This is a genomic window from Kingella pumchi (assembly GCF_022288825.1).
Classification (GTDB): Bacteria; Pseudomonadota; Gammaproteobacteria; order Burkholderiales; family Neisseriaceae; genus Kingella_D; species Kingella_D pumchi.
In genome coordinates this window covers 45146-66620 of record NZ_JAKOOW010000035.1, presented here as the reverse complement: position 1 = coordinate 66620, position 21475 = coordinate 45146, and the positions used below count along the sequence as shown (strand labels likewise).

The 21475-nt window shown below is 61.2% G+C and carries 18 protein-coding genes and 1 pseudogene; 7 read left to right on the top strand and 12 right to left on the bottom strand.

The window, feature by feature from the left end; genetic code table 11:
- Nucleotides 1-202: 202 nt before the first annotated feature.
- Nucleotides 203-309, bottom strand: a pseudogene (locus tag MB824_RS09885) (IS5/IS1182 family transposase); the annotation flags it as partial.
- 163 nt (nt 310-472) lie between these two features.
- Nucleotides 473-1894, bottom strand: a complete 1422-nt coding sequence (gene cysS / locus MB824_RS09880; protein WP_238748349.1) for a cysteine--tRNA ligase — start codon at nt 1892-1894, stop codon at nt 473-475.
- A 226-nt stretch (nt 1895-2120) separates the two neighbouring features.
- Here cysS and lysS point away from each other — a divergent pair, with 226 nt between their 5' ends.
- Nucleotides 2121-3632, top strand: coding sequence for a lysine--tRNA ligase (lysS, locus tag MB824_RS09875; RefSeq protein ID WP_238748348.1), 1512 nt, complete (start codon nt 2121-2123; stop codon nt 3630-3632).
- A gap of 230 nt (nt 3633-3862) precedes the next feature.
- On the opposite strand, the gene MB824_RS09870 is transcribed toward lysS, so the two are convergent.
- Nucleotides 3863-5395, bottom strand: coding sequence for a DASS family sodium-coupled anion symporter (locus MB824_RS09870; protein ID WP_238748347.1), 1533 nt, complete (start codon nt 5393-5395; stop codon nt 3863-3865).
- Nucleotides 5396-5651: 256 nt separating this feature from the next.
- On the opposite strand from MB824_RS09870, the gene pyrH reads away from it, so the two are divergent.
- Both pyrH and MB824_RS09860 read left to right on the top strand, forming a co-directional pair.
- Nucleotides 5652-6365 carry a UMP kinase gene (pyrH, locus tag MB824_RS09865; RefSeq protein ID WP_238748346.1) on the top strand — a complete coding sequence of 238 codons (714 nt, stop codon included), beginning with the start codon at nt 5652-5654 and terminating at the stop codon, nt 6363-6365.
- Nucleotides 6366-6465: 100 nt separating this feature from the next.
- Nucleotides 6466-8073, top strand: coding sequence for a hypothetical protein (locus MB824_RS09860; RefSeq protein ID WP_238748345.1), 1608 nt, complete (start codon nt 6466-6468; stop codon nt 8071-8073).
- Nucleotides 8074-8151: 78 nt separating this feature from the next.
- Here the strand turns inward: MB824_RS09860 and MB824_RS11640 are convergent, their stop codons facing one another.
- The 3 genes from MB824_RS11640 to MB824_RS09850 form a co-directional block, all read right to left on the bottom strand.
- Entirely contained in the window at nt 8152-8286 is a 135-nt protein-coding gene (locus tag MB824_RS11640; RefSeq protein WP_255778742.1) for a hypothetical protein, read from the bottom strand.
- A gap of 122 nt (nt 8287-8408) precedes the next feature.
- Entirely contained in the window at nt 8409-9230 is an 822-nt protein-coding gene (locus tag MB824_RS09855) for a class I SAM-dependent methyltransferase (RefSeq protein ID WP_238748344.1), read from the bottom strand.
- A gap of 149 nt (nt 9231-9379) precedes the next feature.
- Nucleotides 9380-10252: a metal ABC transporter permease gene (locus MB824_RS09850; RefSeq protein WP_238748343.1), complete on the bottom strand. Its 873-nt coding sequence runs from the start codon at nt 10250-10252 to the stop codon at nt 9380-9382.
- Nucleotides 10253-10504: 252 nt separating this feature from the next.
- On the opposite strand from MB824_RS09850, the gene MB824_RS09845 reads away from it, so the two are divergent.
- Together MB824_RS09845 and MB824_RS09840 are read left to right on the top strand one after the other, a co-directional pair.
- A complete protein-coding gene (locus tag MB824_RS09845) occupies nt 10505-11005 on the top strand; it encodes a DUF5339 family protein (protein ID WP_238748342.1) in 501 nt (166 codons plus the stop codon).
- Between the two features lie 110 nt (nt 11006-11115).
- Complete coding sequence (locus MB824_RS09840; protein WP_238748341.1) at nt 11116-11427, top strand: NAD(P)H-binding protein; 312 nt, start codon at nt 11116-11118, stop codon at nt 11425-11427.
- A 116-nt stretch (nt 11428-11543) separates the two neighbouring features.
- Here the strand turns inward: MB824_RS09840 and MB824_RS09835 are convergent, their stop codons facing one another.
- Both MB824_RS09835 and rarD read right to left on the bottom strand, forming a co-directional pair.
- Complete coding sequence (locus MB824_RS09835; protein ID WP_238748340.1) at nt 11544-11759, bottom strand: NAD(P)H-dependent oxidoreductase; 216 nt, start codon at nt 11757-11759, stop codon at nt 11544-11546.
- 87 nt (nt 11760-11846) lie between these two features.
- Nucleotides 11847-12758 (bottom strand): EamA family transporter RarD, encoded by a 912-nt coding sequence (gene rarD / locus MB824_RS09830; protein ID WP_238748338.1) that lies wholly within the window; start codon nt 12756-12758, stop codon nt 11847-11849.
- Nucleotides 12759-13003: 245 nt separating this feature from the next.
- Between rarD and MB824_RS09825 the strand changes: the two genes are divergently transcribed.
- A complete protein-coding gene (locus MB824_RS09825) occupies nt 13004-14314 on the top strand; it encodes a Tat pathway signal protein (protein WP_238748337.1) in 1311 nt (436 codons plus the stop codon).
- Nucleotides 14315-14425: 111 nt separating this feature from the next.
- Here MB824_RS09825 and MB824_RS09820 read toward each other — a convergent pair whose 3' ends face one another.
- The 4 genes from MB824_RS09820 to MB824_RS09805 all read right to left on the bottom strand — a co-directional run bounded on the left by MB824_RS09820 (nt 14426) and on the right by MB824_RS09805 (nt 20854).
- On the bottom strand, nt 14426-14779 hold the full coding sequence (locus tag MB824_RS09820) for a hypothetical protein (protein ID WP_238748336.1): 354 nt from the start codon (nt 14777-14779) through the stop codon (nt 14426-14428).
- A gap of 76 nt (nt 14780-14855) precedes the next feature.
- Complete coding sequence (gene recC, locus MB824_RS09815; protein WP_238748335.1) at nt 14856-18143, bottom strand: exodeoxyribonuclease V subunit gamma; 3288 nt, start codon at nt 18141-18143, stop codon at nt 14856-14858.
- Between the two features lie 232 nt (nt 18144-18375).
- On the bottom strand, nt 18376-20082 hold the full coding sequence (gene rtcR / locus MB824_RS09810; RefSeq protein ID WP_238748334.1) for an RNA repair transcriptional activator RtcR: 1707 nt from the start codon (nt 20080-20082) through the stop codon (nt 18376-18378).
- Nucleotides 20083-20206: 124 nt separating this feature from the next.
- The gene (locus tag MB824_RS09805; RefSeq protein ID WP_238748333.1) at nt 20207-20854 is read right to left on the bottom strand and encodes an isochorismatase family protein; all 648 of its coding nucleotides are present in this window, start codon (nt 20852-20854) and stop codon (nt 20207-20209) included.
- Between the two features lie 295 nt (nt 20855-21149).
- On the opposite strand from MB824_RS09805, the gene MB824_RS09800 reads away from it, so the two are divergent.
- Nucleotides 21150-21419 (top strand): FeoA family protein, encoded by a 270-nt coding sequence (locus MB824_RS09800; protein WP_238748332.1) that lies wholly within the window; start codon nt 21150-21152, stop codon nt 21417-21419.
- The last annotated feature ends 56 nt before the right edge of the window (nt 21420-21475 follow it).

The window sequence follows — 21475 nt, the reverse complement described above, 5'->3', positions numbered from 1 at the left end:
GCTGCACAGCGGGGCTGCACAGCGGGGCTGCACAGCGGGGCTGCACAGCGGGGCTGCACAGCGGGGCTGGGGCGGCAAACCTGCCTGCGGCGGTTTGCCGCCCCAGCCAAACGCATTATCAATCATCCGAGCCTAGACTTACAATTCTAGCGGCAGGTTTTGCCTTTGTTAACAAAAGTTGCCGAAATAGGCGCAGTGAGTAGTATAGTGAATTAAATTTAAACCAGTACAGCGTTGCCTCGCCTTGCCGTACTATCTGTACTGTCTGCGGCTCGCCGCCTTGTCCTGATTTAAATTTAATCCACTATAAATGTTGGGTTGATCAACCCAACATTTTTCAGGCAGCCCTTCCCCTTTCAGGCTACCTGAAAAGCCGTAGGTCGGATTCTTGAATCCGACACCCTGTTCAAGGCTACCTGAAAAAAGGCTACCTGAAATTTCAGGCAGCCTTTGTTTGCTTACATCAAACTCATCAGCCGCGTGTCCAGCTGGTGCCGTCCGCGCCGTCGCGCAGGGTGATGTTTTCGGTGGCGAGCAGGTCGCGGATGCGGTCGGATTCCGCCCAGTTTTTGTCGGCGCGGGCTTGGCGGCGCCGGGCGATCAGCTCTTCGATTTCTTCGTTGGACAGGCCGCCGGCGGGGGCGCCGCCGTGCAGGAACTCGGTGGGGTCGCGCTGCAGCAGCCCGATGGTGGCGGCCAGCGCTTTCAGGCAGCCTGAAAGCTCGGCAGACTGGGTTTTGTTGGCTTCGCCGGCCAGCTCGAACAAGACCGCCATTGCTTCGGCGGTGCCGAAGTCATCGTTCATCGCGTCGTAAAAACGGCGGGTGTAGCCGTTGGCATCGTAGGCAGCCTGAAAAGCGGCGGGCGGCACGTTGGCCAGGGTGTTGTACAGGCGGGTGAGCGCGTTTTTGGCGTCGTCCAGATGTGCGTCGGAGTAGTTCAGCGGGCTGCGGTAGTGGGCGCGCAGGATGAAAAAGCGCACGACTTCGGGGTCGTATTGTTTCAACACGTCGCGGATGGTGAAGAAGTTGCCCAGCGATTTGGACATTTTCTCGCCGTCCACTCGGATAAAGCCGTTGTGCAGCCAGTATTTCACATGGCTGGCCACGGGTTTGCCGTGGTGCGTTACCGCATGGTCGTGGCCGCAGGCATGGCCGCTGGCGCCGACGCTTTGGGCGATTTCGTTTTCATGGTGGGGAAACTGCAAATCCGCGCCGCCGCCGTGAATATCAAATGTGTCGCCGAACAGTTTTTCGCTCATCGCCGAGCATTCGATGTGCCAACCCGGGCGGCCTTGCCCCCACGGGCTGTCCCACGCCGGTTCGCCCGCTTTGGCGGCTTTCCACAACACAAAATCGAGCGGGTCGCGTTTGAAACCGTCCACTTCCACGCGCTCGCCGGCGCGCAAGTCATCCAGCGATTTGCCCGAGAGCTGACCGTAGGCGGCAAACTCGCGCACGGCGTAATACACGTCGCCGTTGGCGGCCGGATAGGCTTTGCCGCGTGCAATCAGGTTTTCAATCATCGCAATCATTTCGGCGATGTTTTCGGTGGCCTTGGGCTCGAGGTCGGGGCGCAACACGCCCAGCGCGTCGGCGTCTTCGTGCATGGCGGCGATAAAGCGGGCGGTAAGCTCGCCGATGGTTTCGCCGTTTTCAGCCGCGCGGGCGATGATTTTGTCGTCGATGTCGGTGATGTTGCGCACATAAGTGAGCGGATAGCCGCACTCGCGCAGCCAGCGGGCAATCATGTCAAACACCACCATCACGCGGGCATGGCCGAGATGGCAGTAGTCGTAAACCGTCATGCCGCACACGTACATGCGCACGTTTTCGGGGTTGATGGGGGCAAAAGGCTCTTTTTGGCGGGTGAGGGTGTTGTAGAGGTTTAGCATAATGTGTTTTTCGTGTGAAAGGGCAGCCTGAAAAGGATTTGCGGTGTTTCAGGCTGCCTGAAAAGCGCGGATTGTAGCGGAAAAGCAGGGTTTTCCCTAGCGTTTTCCCTGCGGCAAGGCAGCCTGAAAACCGCCGGACCGTTTTTCAGGCTGCCTGTCGGGCGCGGCTTTAAAAAAGCGGGCGGGGCGCGTAAAATGCGCGCTTTTTCCCTGCCGAGAAGTCCCCATGACCGACCACCAGATTCCCGCCGAAGAGCCGCAAATCGACGAAAACCAAATCATCGCCATCCGCCGCGAAAAACTCAACGAAATCCGCAAGCAAGGCATCGCCTTTCCCAACGATTTCCGCCGCGACGCGTTTGCCGCCGATTTGCACGCGCGATACGGCGAAATGAGCAAAGAAGAGCTGGATCCGCAAGCCGTGCCCGTGAAAATCGCCGGGCGTATGATGCTCAAACGCCAAATGGGCAAAGCCAGCTTCGCCACCGTGCAGGACGCTACCGGGCAAATCCAGCTTTATCTGAACAACAAAGGCGTGAGCCAAGAGGTGCTGGATGCGTTCAACCATTGGGACATGGGCGACATCGTCGGCGCGGAAGGCACGCTCTTCAAAACCAACCACGGCGAATTAACCGTGCGCGTGTCACAAATCCGCCTGCTGTCCAAATCGCTGCGTCCGCTTCCCGACAAGCACAAAGGTTTGAGCGACCAAGAAACCAAATACCGCCAGCGTTATGTGGACTTAATCGCCAACGCAGGCAGCCGCGACGTGTTTATCAAGCGCAGCAAAATCATCCAAGCCGTGCGCAATTTTATGGTTTCCGAACAATATCTTGAAGTGGAAACGCCGATGATGCACCCCATCCCCGGCGGCGCAACGGCCAAGCCCTTCGTTACCCACCACAACGCGCTGGACATCCCGCTGTACCTGCGCATCGCGCCCGAGCTGTATTTAAAACGGCTGGTGGTGGGCGGCTTGGAGCGCGTGTTTGAAATCAACCGCAGCTTCCGCAACGAAGGCATGTCGGTGCGCCACAACCCCGAATTCACCATGATTGAGTTCTACGAAGCCTTTTGCGACTACAACCGTATGATGCAGATGGCGGAAGACACCATCCGCGCCGCCTGCCGCAGCGTTTCAGGCAGCCTGAAAATCCAATACAACGGCAAAGAAGTCGATCTGGAAAGCCCGTTTGAGCGCCTGACCATCCTGCAAGCGATCAAAAAATACAACCCGCACTACACCGACGAGCAGCTGAACGATGCCGAATGGCTGAAAAAAGAAATTGTGAAACACGGCGAAAGCCTGCCGCACGCGGCGGGGCTGGGCAGCCTGCAACTGGCGCTGTTTGAAGGCTGCGCCGAGAGCAAATTGTGGAACCCCACCTTTATCGTCGATTACCCCGTGGAAGTATCGCCCTTGGCGCGCGCATCCGACAGCAAGCAAGGCTTAACCGAGCGCTTTGAATTGTTCGTCGTCGGGCGCGAGCTGGCAAACGGCTATTCGGAATTGAACGACCCCGAAGACCAAGCCGCCCGCTTCAAAGCGCAAGTGGCGCAAAAAGACGCAGGCGACGACGAAGCCATGCACTACGACGCCGACTACATCCGCGCCATGGAATACGGCCTGCCCCCCACCGGCGGCTGCGGCATCGGCATCGACCGCTTGGTGATGCTGCTGACCGATACGCAAACCATCCGCGATGTGATTTTGTTTCCGCAGATGCGGCCGGAATAGGGCGTATCGAAGTGAAAAAGGCAGCCTGAAAACCAGTCAAACGGTTTTCAGGCTGCCTTTTGGTTTGGCTGCATGTTTTTAGCTTCGCAACTTCGCTGCGCTACGCAGGCTGCTTTTGCGACGCCCGAACAAAGGCAGCCTGAAAACGGTTTTCCCGCTTTCAGGCCGCTTTGTCTTGCATCGGCAGCAGCGTTTTCAGGCTGCTTTAAATCTGTTTGCCGACAGGCGTGTTACCAATAGCCCAGCGATTTCCACCACAGGGCGCCGACGATGCCGAAGACGAGAATATTGACCACGCTCATCACAAAGCCGGCTTTCCACCATTCGCCCAGCGTGGTGTAGCCGGAGCCGAAAATCACGGGCGAAGTGCCGGTGGCGTAGTGGGTGAGCGTCATCATAATGCTGGACGCGGCGGCCATCATCAGCGCCATCAGCATCGGCGGGGCGTGCAGGGTGATACCGGCGGTGAGGAAGGCGGCAAACATGGCGGTGATATGGGCGGTGGTGCTGGCAAAAATATAGTGGCTGTAAAGATAGGCCAGCGTCAGCAGCACGGCCACGGTGATGCCGCTCAAACCCATGTGGCCGATGCCGCTTTCCAGCACACCGGAGAACCATTTGATCAGACCGAGTTTGTTGAGATAACCGGCCATCATCACCAGCGCGGAGAACCAGATGACGGTGTCCCACGCGCCTTTTTCTTTGAGCACGTCGTCCCAAGTGAGCACACCCGAGAGCAGCAGCAGCGACAGGCCGATAAAGGCGGTGGCGGTGGCATTGACGGTAAAGGCCTTGCCCAGCAGCAGCGACGGCAGCCCCGCCCACAGCACCAGCAGCACGGCGAAGATGGCGAGCATGATTTTTTCGTCGCGCTTCATTTTGCCCATTTCCGCCAGCCGGTCTTTGGCAAACTGCGCCGAGTTGGGCGTTTCCTTGATTTCGGGCGGGCAGACGAAATACAGCACCAGCGGCATCAGCGCGAAGGCTACCAGCCCGGGCACCAGCATCGCCCACGCCCACGTGCCCCACGAGAGGCGGAACTCGCTGCCCACGGTTTCGGCAATCAGGTTGACCACCAGCGGGTTGGGCGCGGTGGCGGTGATGAACATCGCCGAAGAAATCGGGTTGGAATGGTAGTTCACCAGCGCCAGATATTTGCCCATGCGGTTTTGCGTGCCCTTTTCCGGATCGGAATCGTAGCTGGAGGCAATCGCCTTCATCACCGGATGGATGATGCCGCCGCCGCGCGCGGTGTTGCTCGGCGTAACCGGCGCCAGAATCAGCTCCGAGAGCGCCAGGCTGTAGCCGATGCCCAGCGTGCGCTTGCCGAACAGGGCAATGAAGTAATAGCCGATGCGCGCACCCAGCCCCGTTTTCAGCAGGCCGCGCGAAATCATAATCGACACCCCGATCAGCCAGATCAGCGGATCGGCCAGCGACGAGAGCGCGTCTTTCATCGCAGCGGCGGTGATTTTGTCGGGCGTGGTGAGTTTCGGGTCGGTCAGATCGACGGTAACGCCGGTAACCGACACCAGCATGATGGCGACAATGGAGAGCGCGCCGATCGGCATTGCCTTGCCGATAATCGCCGCGATGATGCCGACGAACATCGCCAAGAGCTGCCACGCCTGCGGTTTGACGCCCGCCGGCGCGGGAATCAGCAGGATGACCACCGCAATCGCCACCGCCACGGCGGCGGGGATGGGTTTGAAACCGAGCTTGGCGGCCGGTTTCGGATCGGGTTTTGGATCGGACTTGCTCATGATGTTTCCTTTCTATGTGCGGCAGCTTTCAGGCTGCCTGAAAAAACATGGCAGGATTTGTGCGGGTGGTATTGTAGCCCCGCAAGCGGGCGCGGGCAAAGGCAGCCTGAAAACGCCGGCATGCCAAAAAGCAGCCTGAAAACCGGTTTGGGCGGGCTTTCAGGCTGCCTGCGAAGCCTTGTAAATCCTGAAAAGCGGACGGCGTTTGCGCTATAATCCGCGCCGTTCGTTTTTTATTTTGGGAAGGGATACGGCCATGACCGTCAAATACAAACGCATTCTGTTGAAACTCTCCGGCGAAGCCCTGATGGGCGGCGACGCTTTCGGTATCAACCGCGAAACCATTATGAGCATGGTTCGCCAGGTGAAAGAAGTGGCCGATATGGGCGTGGAAGTCGGCATTGTTGTCGGCGGCGGCAACATCTTTCGCGGCGTGTCTTCGCAGGCCGAAAGCATGGACAGGGCCACCGCCGACTACATGGGCATGATGGCCACCGTGATGAACGCGCTGGCGCTCAAAGACGCCTTCGAGAGCATCGGCACCAAAGCCCGCGTACAGTCCGCCCTGTCCATGCAGCAGATTGCCGAAACCTACACCCGCCCCAAAGCCATCCAGTATCTGGAAGAAGGCAAAGTGGTGATTTTTGCCGCCGGTACCGGCAACCCCTTTTTCACCACCGACACCGCCGCCGCCCTGCGCGCCGCCGAAATGGGCTGCGACGTGATGCTCAAAGCCACCAATGTCGACGGCGTCTATACCGCCGACCCGAAAAAAGACCCCGCCGCCACCCGCTATCCCACCATCACCTTCGACGAAGCCATCAACAAAAAACTCAAAGTGATGGACACCGCCGCCTTCGCCCTGTGCCGCGAGCGCAGCATGAACATCGTCGTGTTCGCCATCGCCAAAAACGGCGCGCTCAAACGGGTGGTGCAGGGCGAAGACGAAGGCACGCTGGTGCACAGTTAAACCGCCAAAATTTCCAAACCGCTTTTCAGGCTGCTTTTGCGCTTCTTTCGCAGGCAGCCTGAAAAACACTGAGCAACCCGTCCCACAGGCAGCCTGAAACATGACCGAATCGCGTTTTGCCTTTCTCGAGCGTTATCCCCATTTCCCCGCCGCGCTGGCGAAAAAAGCGCGCGAAGCCGAAGCGGACTATCCCGAGCGCTACGGCGCTTCGCTGGCTGCCTGCCGCACCGCCGCCGAAAAAATCACCGAATTTCTGCTCGCCCAAACCGGCCTGCCGGCCAAAGGCAGCATCGCCAATCCCTTTTTCAGCCGCGACAACCCGCGCTCCAAGCCCGAGCTGGATTTGGCCAGGCAGACCGACCGTTTGTTTGTGCTGCTCAAAGAAGATTTGATCAGCTATCAGGACAAAAGCGAGCGCTTTGACTTTATCCGCGCCAAAGGCAACGCCGCCGCCCACGAAGATAGCGACAACCCCTACACCGAAGCCGATGCCGCCGCCGCACTCGAGCATCTGCTGGTTTTGTGCCGCCAGCTGGCCGAACGCTATCCGACGCCGCAGCCGCCGCGCGCGCCGCGCTGTTTCCGTGCGCCCGATGCCCGTTCCGCCGCGCCTGCCGCACGCCGTGGGGGCGGCGTGCGCATCGGCAATGTCGCCACAATACTCGCCATTTTTATCGGCGCCGCCATCATTATTCCGCTGCTGATTTACGCTTTCTTCGCCCTGCGCGACGGCAGGCAGCCTGAAACGCCGTCCGGCGCCTTTCAGGCTGCTTCCGCTCCCGCCGCCAACGTTCTGCGCTATGCCGACGGCAGCGTGTATCAGGGCGAAACCGTCAACGGCAAAGCCGAAGCGGCGCACGGCAAAATCACCTATGCCGACGGCAGCGTCTGCGAAGGCCGCTTTGCCAACGACCGGCTCAACGGCGACGCCCTGTGCCGCTATGCCGACGGCAGCAGCTATCAGGGCGGCTTTACCGACGGCATCCGCAGCGGCCAGGGCAGAATCGTCTATGCCGACGGCGGCAGCTACAGCAGCGGTTTTGCCAACGGCGAGCCGGCCGGCATCGGCGAATTATCATCCGGCACCAACAGCTACACCGGCCGCGTGTCCGGCCGCAGCCCCGCCGGCGAAGGCGTGCTGGCGGTATCCAACGGCGAACGCTGCACCGGCAGCTTTACCGCTGCCGCCGCCGACTGCCGCTTTGCCGACGGCAGCCGCTATCAGGGCGGTTTCGACGCCCAAAGCCTGAATTTCCACGGCCAGGGCAGCCTGAGCGATGCCGCCGGCAAACTCCGCTTCAAAGGCGAATGGCAGCAGGGGCAGCCGGTGCAGAGCGCGCTGTCCGAGTTTGAGCGCATCCGCAGCCAGGCCGAAGCGGGCGACGCCGAAGCGCAAAACGAGCTGGGGCATCTCTACTGGCAGGGCAAAGACGTCCCCAAAGACGACAAAATGGCGGCGCTGTGGTACCACAAAGCCGCCAGCCAGGGCTACGCCGCCGCCCAATACAATCTCGGCGTGCTCTACGAGCAGGGGCGCGGCGTCAGCCAGGACAGCGAACAGGCGCTGCTGTGGTACCGCCGCGCCGCCGAACGCGGCAACGAACGCGCCGCCGCCCGCCTTGCCGCACTCGAGCGCCAAAACGATACCCCGCCCGCCGACGCGCCCCGCCGCAAGCCGGAAGGCGATGCGATTGACGAATTGTTCTGAACATCGCCCCGCGCGCGGCAAAAAAGCAGCCTGAAAAGATTTTCAGGCTGCTTTTGGTTTGTGCTGCGCGGTCGGCGTTTAGATTTTGCAGGCGCCGCCGGGGCAGGAATCGTCGTCTTCGCCGTTGAAGCCACCTTCCACGGTGATGCCGTCAAAAGCGTCGAGCGCGTCGTCGAGATTGTCGAAAGCGTTGTCCAGATTGGTGTCGTCCATGGTTGCTCCTTCGGGGTCGGATAAAAAGGCCGGCATTCTAAGCCGGCCGGCCGGTTTTGGCAAAGGCAGCCTGAAAAAGCGTTTTGCGGCTTTCAGGCTGCCTTGTATCAGGTTTCAAACCGTCAAAGCTGTATCCGCATGATCCTCATATCCAGGTTTTCGCGTCCCCAGCGGGTTTTTAGCAGCAGGCGCAGGATAAAGGGATAGCGCGGCGCGCAGATGCTGCTCAGCCCGATTTCTTCAACCAGGCGGCTGCCGGGGGCGAGTTTGAGCACGTCATCGGCACTGCCCACGCCCCAGCGGAATTCGGGCGGCGTTTCGCCCATTTGCCGCAGCGCGTCGTGCTGCTGGGCGCGGCCGACCATTTTTTTAAACAGCGCATCCAGCACAATCTGCGTGCCGGGCAGTTTGCGCTGCACCATTTGGAAAAACGCCTGCACCTGCGCTTCTTCAAAATACATCAGCACGCCTTCAATCACCAGCAGCACGGGTTTGCCGTGCGCGGCTACGGTGTCCGTCCAGCTCTCGTCAAACATGGACACGCCCAGATAATGGTTGCTCGATTCGGGCAGCAGCATCCGCCGCACGTCGATTACTTCGGGCAGGTCAAGGTCGTACCACGCGGTAACGTTCGGGCGACCCATGCGCTCGTAGCGCGCGTCCAAGCCTGCGCCAAGCTGCACCACCACGGCATCAGGGTGTTCGTCGATAAACCGCTGCGCCATTTCGTCAAGCAGCCGCGCCCGCCCGCAGCAGCCCACTTGCGATGCTTTGGCTTTGGCAAACGGGGTAAAGTCGTAATCAATCATATCCAGCATCCGCGCGGCTTCTTTGTCGTGCAGGATGGCATCGGGGCGCTCGTATTCCACGGCTTTTGCCCACAGCGGAATCAACATGGTGCTGGACAAAACGGTGATGTCTTTGGGGGAAATTTTTTCAATCATGGCACTTCTCCTTAAGGTTGCCGGCAAAGGCAAATGCTTTGCGTTTACACGATTTACTATACGCCTGCGCGCAGGCGCTGCCAATAGCAAAGGCAGCCTGAAAGCCGGTTTTGGGCGTTTCAGGCTGCCTTGGGCAAACGGAAAAACGGTTAGGCGGTGCGGTGGCGGCGGCGCAGCAGGCGCACCAGTATGCCGCTTTGCGCGCCAAACAGCACCGATGCCAGATACCACAGCCCGCAAAACAAAATAATCGTGGGGCCGGACGGGATATTGGCTGGATGGTGGTAAGACAGCAGCAGCCCGGCATAGCCGCACACCAGCGCGCTGAGCGCCGCCACCGCCATCAGCGCGCCGATGCCGCGCACCCACAGCCGCGCGGCAATCGCCGGCAGCATCATCAGTCCCACCGACATCAGCGTGCCCAGCGCCTGAAAACCGGCCACCAGATTCATCACCACCAGCACCAGAAACACCACATGCCACACGCCGCCGCGGCCGCCGACCGAGCGTAGAAACAAAGGGTCGATGCTCTCGAGCACCAGCGGCCGGAAAATCACCGCCAGCGCCACAATGCTCACCGCCGCCACCGCGCCCATCAGCCGCAGTGACAGCAAGTCCACCGCCAGCACCGAGCCAAACAGCAGATGCAGCAGATCAACGCTGTTGTTGCCCAAACTCACCAGCGTTACCCCCAGCGCCAGGCTGCTCAGATAAAACGCGGCGAAATTGGCGTCTTCCTTTAATTCGGTAAACCGGCTGACCAAACCGGCCAGCAGCGCCATCAGAATGCCGGCGGCAAAACCGCCCAGCCCCATCGCCGGCAGGCTCAGCCCCGCCACCATATAGCCGACGGCGGCGCCCGGCAGCACCGCATGGCTTAAAGCGTCGCCAATCAGGCTCATGCGGCGCATCACCAGAAACACGCCCACCGGTGCGGCGGAAAAGGCCAGAAACACCACCGCCGCCAGCGCGTAGCGCATAAAGGAAAATTCGGTAAAGGGTTCGATAAGGATTTCGTACATAATCGCAATCGGCAAATAAGGATCAGGGCGCCGCCGGCGCGGCGCAACCGTTTTCAGGCTGCCGGTGCGGCTTGGAGCACGCACAGGCGAAAAGTGCCGATTATACTGCCTTGCCCGCCGCCGTGCGCCGCCGATTCAGCCAAAGAGCAGGGCGGGCAAACCCGCGGCAGCTGCGGCAAACTGCGGCGAAAAACCGTTTTCAGGCTGCCTGATGTCAAAAAAGCACAAACAAAACTTGACGCTTTTAAAAAATTGGCTAACAATCCGCCCCTTGTTCAACCATCCGTAGTAAAAAGCGAGAAAAATATGAAATTATCTTCACTGTCCGTTCTTCTTCTGACTGCGTTTGCTCTGGCTGCCTGCGGTGGCAATTCCGGCGACACCGGTGCTGCTTCTGCTCCTGCCGACGCTTCTGCCGTTGCCGTTGATACTGCTGCCGGCGGTTCCGTATGCGAACAGTACGAAAAAGCCTTCAACGACATGCTGCAGACTGCTCCTGAAGCCAACCGCGAACAGATGAAACAAGCGTTCGAACAAAGCAAGAGCGCCATGGCCAGCTTGTCTGACGACCAACGCAACGCCATGTGCGGAGAGTCTCTGAAAGCGCTCAAAGGCGAAGCCACTGCAGCCGACACTGCCGAAGACAAAGCCGAAGAAGCCAAAGAAGCTGCTGAAGAAGCTAAGGAAGCTGCCGAAGAAGCCAAACAGGACGCTAAAGAAGCAGCTGAAGAAGCTAAAGAAGAAGCCAAATAATTACGGCACTTCCGATATTGCAGCCGCCTGCAGCCGCAGGCGGCTTTTCCTATTTACCGTTTCCCGCTGCCAACTTTCAGGCAGCCTGAAATCCACCGCAACGGCAAAACATGAAAGCAGACATTATCGGCGCCACCGGCGCCACCGGCAGAGTCTTGCTGGCGCAGCTTTTGAACGACGAGCGTTTCGACGAAGTGCATATTTTCGTCCGCCGCGCCCCCGATTTTGCCCACGACAAACTGTGCGTGCACCTGATCGACTTCTCCCGCCCCGACACCTGGGCGGACAAACTGCGCGGCGACGTGCTGTTTTCCTGCCTAGGCACCACGCTCAAAGACGCCGGCAGCCAAGAAGCGCAGCGCAAAATCGACTATCAGGCGGTACTTGATGCCGCCCGCGCCACGATTGCCGCCGCCATGTAGGCCGCAGGGCAGCCTGAAAATATCCGCCGCGTGCTGGCGCCGCAGGATATCCGCCAACTGCTGGCGCAACAGCCTTAACGCCGCAAAAAAGCAGCCTGAAAACGGAAAACCCACTTTCAGGCTGCTTGTTTTGCGTTTGCCGGTTTGAAACCTTTGCAAATACCCGGGTTTTGTCTAAACGGCGTCATTCCCGACTGAACGGGAATGACGGCATATATGGCGACTTCTTCGACTTCCACGCCGGCCGGAGCCTGCGCGGCAATGTGTCCGGCCACGCTGCGGTTGAGCGAGAGGCGACTGAGGCTGCCGATGATGAGGGCGATGCGGGTCATGGCGTATCCTTTCGTATGCGGGGTAAAGGCGCGCAGTGTAGCCCAAACGGCAGCGGCAGGAAACGGGAAGGCTTTTCGTTTGCCTTTTCAGGCTGCCTTGCGTGCCGTGCGCCACGCGCCGAAGAGAAACACCGCCACGCCCAGCCATACCCATGCGTAGCCCGCCAGACGACCGCCGTCGAGCGTTTCGCCGAACAGCGCCAGCCCCAGCAGCAGCTGGATGGTGGGCGAGAAATATTGCAGGATGCCCAGCAGCGACAGCGGGATGCGCTTGGCACCGGCGGCGAACATCAACAGCGGCAGCGTGGTCGCCGCGCCCGAGCCGAGCAGCACGGCGCTTTGCAGCGCGTTCAGGCTGCCAAAGCCGACCAGCGTGCCGTTTGCGCCGCACCACCACAGATAGGCAATGGCAAAGGGCAGTAGCAAAAAGGTTTCCAAAGCCAGCCCGGGCAGCGCGCCGATGGGGGCGAGTTTGCGGATCAGCGCGTAGCAGCTGAAACTGGCGGCCAGCAGCAGCGACACCCACGGCACCTGCCCCGCCGGCACCGCCAGCCACAGAATGCCCGCCAGCGCGAGCAAAATCGCCAGCCACTGCGTGCGGTTCAGCCGCTCTTTAAGCACGACAAAACCGAGAAACACATTGCACAGCGGGTTGATAAAGTAGCCCAGGCTGGCATCGAGCACATGGCGGTTGGTAATCGCCCACAGATACACCAGCCAGTTCGCGCCGATTAGCAGCGACGATGCGGCAAACACCGCCAGCAGGCGCGGACGGCGCAGCACCGCCAGCACTTCGCAGCCCTGCCGCCGCCCAAGCAGCACCGCCAGCGCAAACAGCGCCGACCAGGCCACGCGCTGCGCCATCAGCTGCATGGCGGGCATCGTACCTTCGAGCGGATACCAGTAAAGCGGAAACAGCCCCCACACCGCATAGCAGCCCAGCGCATAGCGCAGGCCGCGGCGGCGTTCGGCGGCGGAATCGGCAGTTTCGGTGGTCATGGCGGCATCTTTCAAAGTGGAAAAAAGCGCGGATGGTACGCCTGCGGCAGGCGGGCGGCAAGGCAGCCTGAAAGGGACGGGCAAGGGCTTTCAGGCTGCCTTTGCCGTGAAACAGGCGGCCTGCGTAGCGAAGCTAAAAACCCTTATCCGGCTTTCAGGCTGCTTTTTATCTGCGCCGCCATTGAATCGGCGGGCAAAGCGTGTTAGACCGCGTCTTTTCGTTTTTCCAACCCTAGGAGCCCGATATGCCCACCCGCCGCGAATTTATCCTATCCGCCGCCGGCACCGCCGTATTGCTCACCGTCGGCGGCTGCGCCGCGCTTGGCAGCGACGGCAACGCGCCCGAGTCTGCCATCGCCATCACCCAAATTTTCGGCGACGGCATGCGCTTAACTGCCGTGGCCGTGAAATACCGCCGCGAGCTTGCCGCCGCGCCTGATAAAGCGCAATACGGCGTGGCGGGGCGCACGGTGGAGCGGGTTTACCTTGCCCAAACCGCCGACGATGCGCCTGCCGAGCGCGGGCGTTTTGTGATTATCCAGCTCAATCCGTATGACGAAGGCGCACTGCTGACCGTGAAAAAAGGCCGCCCCGCCAACAAGCCTGCCAACGCCGACCCCGCCAAAAACGGCCCGGGCAAAGCGGGCGACAAAAACGACAGCGCGCCCACGCTCAAAGCCGCCGCTGCCGAAGTAAACGTCGGCGGTCAAACCGTTCAGACCAGCGCCGTCATCAACCAAGTGCTTGACGATTTCACCCAGCACCAATACGCCGACGCTGCCACCGGAAAAACCGTACATTACAACCTGTTCGCGCCGAAAAACATCCAAGCGGGCAAACGCTATCCGCTGGTGCTGTTTATGCACGATGCGGGCGTAACCGGCACGCTCGTCAAAGCGCCGCTGTATCAGGGCAACGGCGCGACTGCGTGGGCGTCGCCCGAATTTCAGGCTGCCCACCCGTGTTTTGTCATTGCGCCCGAGTTTGACGAAATCATTGTTGACGACACCAGCACCGCGTCGCCCTATCTGGATGCTACCATCAACCTAATCAATCACTTGCAAACCAAGCTGCCGATTGACGGCAATCGCCTGTACACCACCGGCCAGTCGGGCGGCGGCATGATGTCCATCGCCATGAACATCAAATATCCCGACTTTTTCGCCGCGTCCTATCTTGTCGCCTGCCAATGGAATCCCGCGCTGCTCACGCCGCAGATGAAAAACGTGAAATGGTGGATTACCGTGTCGCAGGACGATGCCAAAGCCTATCCGGGCGAAATTGCCATCACCGAAAAACTCGCCGCCTTCGGTGCCAAAGTCGCCCGCGCCGACGATTGGAACGCGCAATGGCCGGCCGCCGATTTTCAGGCTGCCTTCGATAAAATCGCCGCGCAAAACGCCAATGTGAATTTCGTTGCCTTTGCCAAAGGCACGGTGTTCAAAACCGCCGCCGAAGCGGGTGCGGGCGGCGCATCGGGGCATACGTCAACCTGGAAATACGCTTACGGCATCGCGCCGGTGTTGGATTGGATTTTTCGGCAGCGCAAAGGCTGATGCCGCCAAGACCAAAAAAGCAGCCTGAAAACCGGTTTTCCCGTTTTTCAGGCTGCTTTTGCATGGGCGGCTCAATGCCGCAGGCGGGTGAAACCTAGCGCGCGCCGCCGATCAGATCAAGGCCCGGCACACCAGCCACAGCAGCAGCGCCAGCACCAGCATCACATGCACCGTGGCGCATACAAAAGCCCACAGCGCCGGTTTCCTTTTGCCGGCGCCGGACAGGCAGTAAACAATGACATAGATCGCCGACAAAGGCGCCACGCCCATTGCCGGCATCCAGCCGAACCATCCCCAGAACATCCCCAAATTACGCCCGGGCCAGGGGCTGGCGTTAAAAATAAAAAACGGAACGGAATACACCAGCACCGTCATGGCGCAGCCAAAAAACAGCGCGGCCAGCACAAGCGCAACGATAACGGGCGTTTCGCGCGCATCTCTGGTATCGGAAATAAATTTCACCATTTTTCACTCCTTGCTGATTGGCGGCAGCCTGAAACTTTCAGGCTGCTTTGGGCTGATGAATCGGCTGTTTTGCCGGTTATCCTTCGTCCAGCGCCTGCAGGCAGCCTGAAAGCGGCAGCAGCAGGTTTTCGGTCAGGTGTCGGAAGGCGTCGCTGCGGTAGGGCGGCTCGTCGCCGTCGCGGCCGTAGAGCAGGCGGCTTTCGGGGTAGTCGGCTTGGGCAAAGCCCTGATAGCCTTTGTGATAAACGGCGGCGGCCTCGGCGCGGGCGGCGTCCCAGTCGTTTTTTTTCAGTAGGCTGCGGGCGGCGGCGAGATTGAGACGGGGCAGGAAGGGCAGCGGTGCGTGCTGCCCCTGCCGGTAGGCGGCAATCCAGCCGGCAAGGTTGGCGCGGGCATCGTCCTGCGCCAGCGGCGGCAGCGCCAGCGGCTGCGGCAGCGTGAGAAAAACGGTGCTGCCGGCGTTGGGGGTGGCGGCGCTGTAAATCAGGTGGCGCAGCAGCAGTTCGATTTGGTCGGTGGCGGAGAGTTTGGCGCGGGCGTGGGGGAAGTCGGCCAGCGTGAATATCTGCCCCTGCGGATACAGGCTGCCCAGATGGTAGTTCAGGCTGCCGGCATCGGTGTCGATGCGCCCGCTTTGCGGGGGCAGGCGGCGGGCGGAAACCAGCGAGCTGTCGAGCATTTTGGCCTGGGCGGCGTAGTCCTGCCCCACCAAATTGCCGATGGCGCCGGCGGGCAGCTGGCTGCGGGCGCTCAGTTCGGCGGCGGTGTCGGCAAAATCCTGCTGCCGGCGGCGGGCGTCGATATAGGCGGCGGACAGGGTGCGGTGGTCGGCGGCAAAAGGCTCGGCAGACTCCCAGTCGCCGCCGATATGGGGCTGCTGCCAGTTGAGCTGCTGCTGCAGCCAGGCGCGCGGGGGATTGCGCCAGAAGCGCAAAAAACGGTGCTGCTGCAGCGCTTCGCCGTCTTTCAGGCTGCTTTCGCCTGCGGTGTCTTTCAGGCTGCCGATAAAGGGGGCAGGCGGCGGCTGCGGGTGGTTTAGGGCGTCGGCGTAGTCCCGGCGGGTGCCGGCCACGGGGGGGCGTTCGCCGAAATAGCGGCGCGAGAAGGGCTGCAGCGGATGGCTGATGATCCATTTTTGCGCCAGCTCGGTGCTGCCGATGCCGGCCAGGGCGGCGATGCAGTCGGTCAGGCCGTTGAGCAGGGTGGACGGCGCGCGTTCTTCGTCGCTGCGGATGTCGCGGCCGACGTAGGACAGATACAGCATTTCGCGGGCGCTGAGCAGGGCTTCGAGAAACAAATAGCGGTCGTCGTCGCGGCGGGTGCGGTCGCCGGCGCGCGGGCGGCGGGCGATTAGGTCGAACTCGGCGGCTTTGGTGTTGCGCGGAAATTCGCCGTCGTTCAGGCCGAGCAGGCACAGGACTTTAAAGGGCAGCGAGCGCATCGGCACCATACTGCAAAAAGTGATGCCGCCGCGCAGAAAGCCGGCTTCGCTCTGGCCGCCGAGAAAGCGGGAAAGGTGCAGCACGGCGGTTTGCAGCGACAGGCAGCCTGAAAAACCGGCTTCTTCGGTTTGCTCCTGCCATTGGGCGAGCGCCTGCTCGAGCTGCTGGGCGGCGGCCAAATCGTCGTCGGCCGGGGTGAACAGGCCGGCGCACAGGCTGCGCACGCGCCGGCACCATTCGGGCACGGCGGCGGGCGTTTCCCATTCACGGCGGGTGTCGGCCAGCAGGCGCAGCAGCGCGGCGAAACGGCCGAGCATTTCGAGATGGGCGTCATTGCCCGGCCACGGGCTGACGCCCTGCCACAGGCCGGCGCCATCGGGCATCAGCCAGCCCAGCGCCAGCCGCTCGATGCCCTGCTGCCAGGTAAACAGGCTGCCCGCGTCGCCGTAGCGGGCGCGCATTTCGCTGTCGCTGCCCCAGCGGATATTGAGACCGGCCACCGTGTCGTGCAGCAGCGGCAAATCTTCGCGGCTCAAACCGAAGCGCTCGAGCACGATGCTGCTTTCCAGCAGCGGCAGCAGTTTTTCCGCTTCAAAACGGCTCTCCAGCAGCGCCAGCGCGGATTCGAGCGCATACAGCAGCGGCTGGCGGCGCGACAGGCGCACGTCGGACACCGAATAAGGCAGCGGCCAGCCGTCGGCGCTGCCGCCGAACACCGCTTCGATAAAGGGCAGATAAGGCTCAATATGCGGCGTGAGCACGGCGATATCGTAAGGCTGCCAGTCGGGATGTTCCGCCAGCAGCGCCAGCAGGCGGTCTTTCAGAATCTGCAACTCGCGCAGCGGGCTGTGGGCGCTGTGGATTTCGATGCCGGCATCCGCGCGCAGATGCGCGATAACGGCGTTTGTGTCTTTGCCCGCCAGCCCGTTTTTGTCTAACCAGTCCGCGCGGCCGTCCTGCGGCAGAATCTGGCTTTGGATGTGAAACTGCAAAGTGTGCAGCAGGCCGGGCGACTCGGGCGCTTCGGCGTAGGAGTCGATGTCGGCGCCGATATCGGCTTCGGCCAGCGCGTCGAAAAAATCGCGCCCCTGCTTGCCCAGCGCCGCCAGCAGCGGATGACCCTGCTCCGACAAATCGGCATCCGGCCGCGACAGCAATTCGCCCGCCGACACCGTTTTGCCCCAATACAGCCGGCTGGGATTGAGCGCAAACAAATGCACTTCGCAATGGCGCGCCGCCAGCTGCAGCAGCTGCAGATACACCGGCGCCAGCGACGAAATGCCGAACACCAAGAGCCGCGGCGGCAGCGCGTGCGGCGGTTTTTCCGCCGCCAGTGCCGCCGCCAGCCGGTGCCACAAAGCCGCGCGGTGGCGCCCTTCGGCTGCGCCGCTGTCGAGACTGCGCCACAATTCGGCCTGCCACAACTGGCTCTCGGGCAGATCAGGCAGCGTTTTGCCCTGCTTCCAAGTCTCCAGCCAGTCGGCACGGTAAACCAGATACTGGTCGAACACATCGGCCAGCTGTCCGGCCAGCGCATAACGCGCGCTCTCGCCCCGCTGCAGATAAGCGCCCAGCGCCCCGCGGGCAGCCTGAAAGCGCTCATCCGCCGCAAACTGCGGCCGGTCAAACAAGGCCAGCAGCCGCCAGCGCATAACTTCCGGCGCAAACGGATCGTTTTCCGGCACCGCGCCGACCTGCTCGCGCAGCCAACGCCACATCAGCTGCGCCGGCAGCACAAAGCGCATATTGGCGGCAATGCCGGTTTCGCGGGCAAGATAATGGCTGAGAAAACGGCGCATCCCGTGGCTGGGCACTACCACTTCTTCGGCGGCAAAGGGATCGGGCAGCGGATTTTGACGGCGCACCGCCGCCAGCAGCGCGGCAAGGTCTTCCAGATGGTCGGATTGGTAAAGATGGAACATGGCGCGGCAGGAAAGGGGTAGGGAAAAGACGGATTATAGCCGCGCCAGGCAGCCTGAAAAGTTTTCAGGCTGCTTTGCTTGGGCTGGTTTGAAAGGCAGCCTGAAAGACGGCGGACAAGTACACGCCAAAGCGGGGCGGCGCTTGCGGCATCAGCAACAAAAAAGCAGCCTGAAAACCATTCCAAACGGTTTTCAGGCTGCCTTTTTGCCGGTTCGATCTGCTGCAGTACGTTCACTCCGCCACATCCGCCCATTCCAAACCGAAGCGGCGCAGGTATTTGCGCAGGCGGTCGCTGTCGTTGGGGGTGCTGCGTTTGCGGCGGGAGGCTTGGTAGAGGGCGCGGCCGGCGGCTGCAAGGGTTTTGTGGCGGCGGCATTCGGCGGCGACGGCGGCCAGTTGGAGTTGGTCGAAGCGGTCGATGTCGTCCCAGCTGCGGCCTTTGGCTTCGAGAATGCGGCGGATGCATGCGGCGGGGGTTTCAGGCTGCCCTTTATTGTCCGCAGGCAGCCTGAAAGCGAGATCGGACGGGTTTTCAGGCAGCCTGAAAACGCTGTCGCTCGAGCCGTCCTGCCACTGCCATTGCAGGCGGGCGATTTCGGCGGCGACGTGTCCGTTTTGGATGCGGCCGTGGCCGGCGAGAGTGGCCAGGCGCATGATGCTGGCGGCGAGGTCGCGGAAGTTGCCGCGCCAAGGGGCGTGCTCGGAGAGGGCGTAGGCAAGGTAGGCGGCGCGGGCTTCTTTGTTGAAGCGGGTGGCGCGGCCGAGTTCTTGCGAGACGACGGCAAGCTGGTGGTCGATATTGGGTTCGATGTCTTCGCGGCGCTCGGCGAGCGCGGGCAGGCGGTAGTGCCAGATGTTGATGCGGGCGAGCAGGTCTTCGCGGAAGCGGCCGGCGGCGGCTTCGCGGCGCAGGTCGCGGTTGGTGCCGGCGATGAGTTGGAAGCTGCTTTCGCTTTCGCGGTCGCTGCCGACGGGATAAAAGCGTTTTTCTTCGATGGCTTTGAGCAGCATGGCTTGTTCGTCGAGGCCGAGTTCGCCGATTTCGTCGAGAAAGAGCAGGCCGCGGTCGGCGGTTTTGAGATAGCCTTCGCGTTTTTCGGCGGCGCCGGTGAAGGCGCCTTTTTTGTGGCCAAAGAGGGCGGAAGCGGCGCCGTCGCCGCGCAGGGTGGCGCAGTTGACATCGACAAAGCTGCCTGAAAGCTGGCGGCGGGCTTTTTTCAGCTCGTAGATGCGGCGGGCGAGCATGGATTTGCCGGCGCCGGTGGGGCCGGAAAGCAGGATGGGGGCGGGGGAATTGAGGGCGACTTGTTCGATTTCGGCGATCATGCGGTTGAAGGCGGCGTTGCGGGTGGCGATGCCGCTTTTGAGATAGCGCACGGCGTCGTCGCTTTCGGCGGCAAGGCGGCGGGCGATGGCGTCGTAGCGGGCGAGATCGAGGTCGATGATTTCGATGGTGCCGAAGTCGCCCTGCTCCATGCTGTGCCGCTGGCGTTTGGGCGGGGCGGTTTGCAGGAGAAAGCTGGGAATGCGGCGGCTTTCCACCAGCAGAAACAGGCAGATTTGGGCGACGTGGGTGCCGGTGGTGATGTGGGTGAAATAGTCTTCGGCTTCGGTGTCGAAAGGGTAGGCGGCCGCCCAATCGTGCAGCTTGGTATAGACTTCGCCGAAGTCCCAGGGGTTGGCCAACTCCAGCGGCACGAGATTAACGGCAAGATGCGGTGCGGCCTGCGCCAAATCGCTGCGGACAAGTTCGGCCAGATTGCGGAATTTTTCGCTGTAAAAGAGCTCGAGCCGGTCGAAACGCTGCGCGGTTTGCTGGTGCAGGGCGATGTTCGGCCGCCACTTCTGCCAGCGCCCCGCACCGCGCGCATTGTCGAGCACGGTACCGAGAAAGCTGATAACGGTGCGGGTTTTGGGGGCGGGGGACGATGCGCTCATGGTGTTTTCGCTTGCGGATTGGACGGGCAGACGGATTGTAACCCGCGGCGCGGAATGTGGGGAAAGCAGCCTGAAAGCGGGCAGGGTAGGGTAAAGGCAGCCTGAAAACCGGCAGAACCGCTTTTCAGGCTGCCTCCAATGCCGCCAAATAGTCTTTTACCGCCGCCGCATCGTCCAGCAGGATTGTGCCCGCCGCCGCCATTTCGGCCCACGCGCGGGCGATGCTGTCCGCAGCGATGCCCCTGCACGCGGCACGGTTGACCAGCACCCGCCAGCCGCCCGCCTTTGCTAGTTGCAGCACTGACTCTTTCACGCAGAAATCAGTCGCCAGCCCGCCCACCACCAGCACCTGCGCCCGCACATCGCGCAGCCACTCGATCAGCCCCGTACTCAGCCGCCCTGCGTGGTCGTGGTAACACGCGCCGTAGGGGTGCATATCGGGTTCGATGCCTTTCCACACGCAAAAATCGTAACCGCGCACATCGGGCAGTCCGTCCAGCAGCTCAAACCCACGGCTGCCAATCATCGCGTGCGCCACCCAGCTTTCGGGCGCGTCGGGCAGCCCCGTGGGGCGCAGAATTTCGGCATGGCTGGCGCACAGCCATTGCGCGGCGGGGCTGTGCGCGTCTTTGCTGACGGCGCGGTAGTCCGCCAGCGCGGCTTGGGCGTTCAATTCCGCCACGATTTCATCGCCGAACGGCACGGGCAACTCGCCGGCGCACACGGGCGTAAAGGTTTTTTGCGGGTCGATATCAATGGCAACAACGGTCATTTTGTTTTCCAAAAAAAACAGCATTTTAGCAGCAGCCTGAAAACAAAAACAGCTTTGCCGCCGTTTCAGGCTGCCTGAAACTGCCAAACAGCCAATTTCACAAGAGTTGATTTCCGTCAAATCCGACAGGTTTATGATTTGCAAATGCAATAATATAATTAACAAAAATTAATAATGATTTTTAATAAAACGGAATTTCAAGCAATCCGCATCAAGTTGAAGCACGTTTCGCCGTATGGGTTTTCCGCCCGCGCGGCTTTTTTCAATCTGACGAAAATGAAATGAGAGGAAAAATATGTCAGCCGTTCCCTTATCGCAACTCAAAAAAGGCGCCACCGCCCACATCGCCGAAATCGTGCCCAACCCCGTTTTCGGCGAGCTGGATCCGCTGGTTGCGCGGCGTTTGGCGGATTTGGGCTTTTCGGACGGCATGCCGGTGCAGGTGATTGCGGTCGGTATTTTGGGCAGGGGGCCGTTTGCCGTGCGGCTGGGCAACCAGTCGCAGTTTTCGCTGCGCAAGGACGAGGCGCAGAAGGTGATGTGCCATGTGGTTCAGGCAGCCTGAAAACGAGGTCTGCCAAAAGAAAACCTGCCAACGGTGTTTTCAGGCTGCCTGAATAA

Bases quoted from the DNA above. Each gene is read 5' to 3' on its own strand.
- cysS (WP_238748349.1), bottom strand. From the start codon at position 1,894: ATGCTAAACCTCTACAACACCCTCACCCGCCAAAAAGAGCCTTTTGCC.
- lysS (WP_238748348.1), top strand. From the start codon at position 2,121: ATGACCGACCACCAGATTCCCGCCGAAGAGCCGCAAATCGACGAAAAC.
- MB824_RS09870 (WP_238748347.1), bottom strand. From the start codon at position 5,395: ATGAGCAAGTCCGATCCAAAACCCGATCCGAAACCGGCCGCCAAGCTC.
- pyrH (WP_238748346.1), top strand. From the start codon at position 5,652: ATGACCGTCAAATACAAACGCATTCTGTTGAAACTCTCCGGCGAAGCC.
- MB824_RS09860 (WP_238748345.1), top strand. From the start codon at position 6,466: ATGACCGAATCGCGTTTTGCCTTTCTCGAGCGTTATCCCCATTTCCCC.
- MB824_RS11640 (WP_255778742.1), bottom strand. From the start codon at position 8,286: ATGGACGACACCAATCTGGACAACGCTTTCGACAATCTCGACGACGCG.
- MB824_RS09855 (WP_238748344.1), bottom strand. From the start codon at position 9,230: ATGATTGAAAAAATTTCCCCCAAAGACATCACCGTTTTGTCCAGCACC.
- MB824_RS09850 (WP_238748343.1), bottom strand. From the start codon at position 10,252: ATGTACGAAATCCTTATCGAACCCTTTACCGAATTTTCCTTTATGCGC.
- MB824_RS09840 (WP_238748341.1), top strand. From the start codon at position 11,116: ATGAAAGCAGACATTATCGGCGCCACCGGCGCCACCGGCAGAGTCTTG.
- MB824_RS09835 (WP_238748340.1), bottom strand. From the start codon at position 11,759: ATGACCCGCATCGCCCTCATCATCGGCAGCCTCAGTCGCCTCTCGCTC.
- rarD (WP_238748338.1), bottom strand. From the start codon at position 12,758: ATGACCACCGAAACTGCCGATTCCGCCGCCGAACGCCGCCGCGGCCTG.
- MB824_RS09825 (WP_238748337.1), top strand. From the start codon at position 13,004: ATGCCCACCCGCCGCGAATTTATCCTATCCGCCGCCGGCACCGCCGTA.
- MB824_RS09820 (WP_238748336.1), bottom strand. From the start codon at position 14,779: ATGGTGAAATTTATTTCCGATACCAGAGATGCGCGCGAAACGCCCGTT.
- recC (WP_238748335.1), bottom strand. From the start codon at position 18,143: ATGTTCCATCTTTACCAATCCGACCATCTGGAAGACCTTGCCGCGCTG.
- rtcR (WP_238748334.1), bottom strand. From the start codon at position 20,082: ATGAGCGCATCGTCCCCCGCCCCCAAAACCCGCACCGTTATCAGCTTT.
- MB824_RS09805 (WP_238748333.1), bottom strand. From the start codon at position 20,854: ATGACCGTTGTTGCCATTGATATCGACCCGCAAAAAACCTTTACGCCC.
- MB824_RS09800 (WP_238748332.1), top strand. From the start codon at position 21,150: ATGTCAGCCGTTCCCTTATCGCAACTCAAAAAAGGCGCCACCGCCCAC.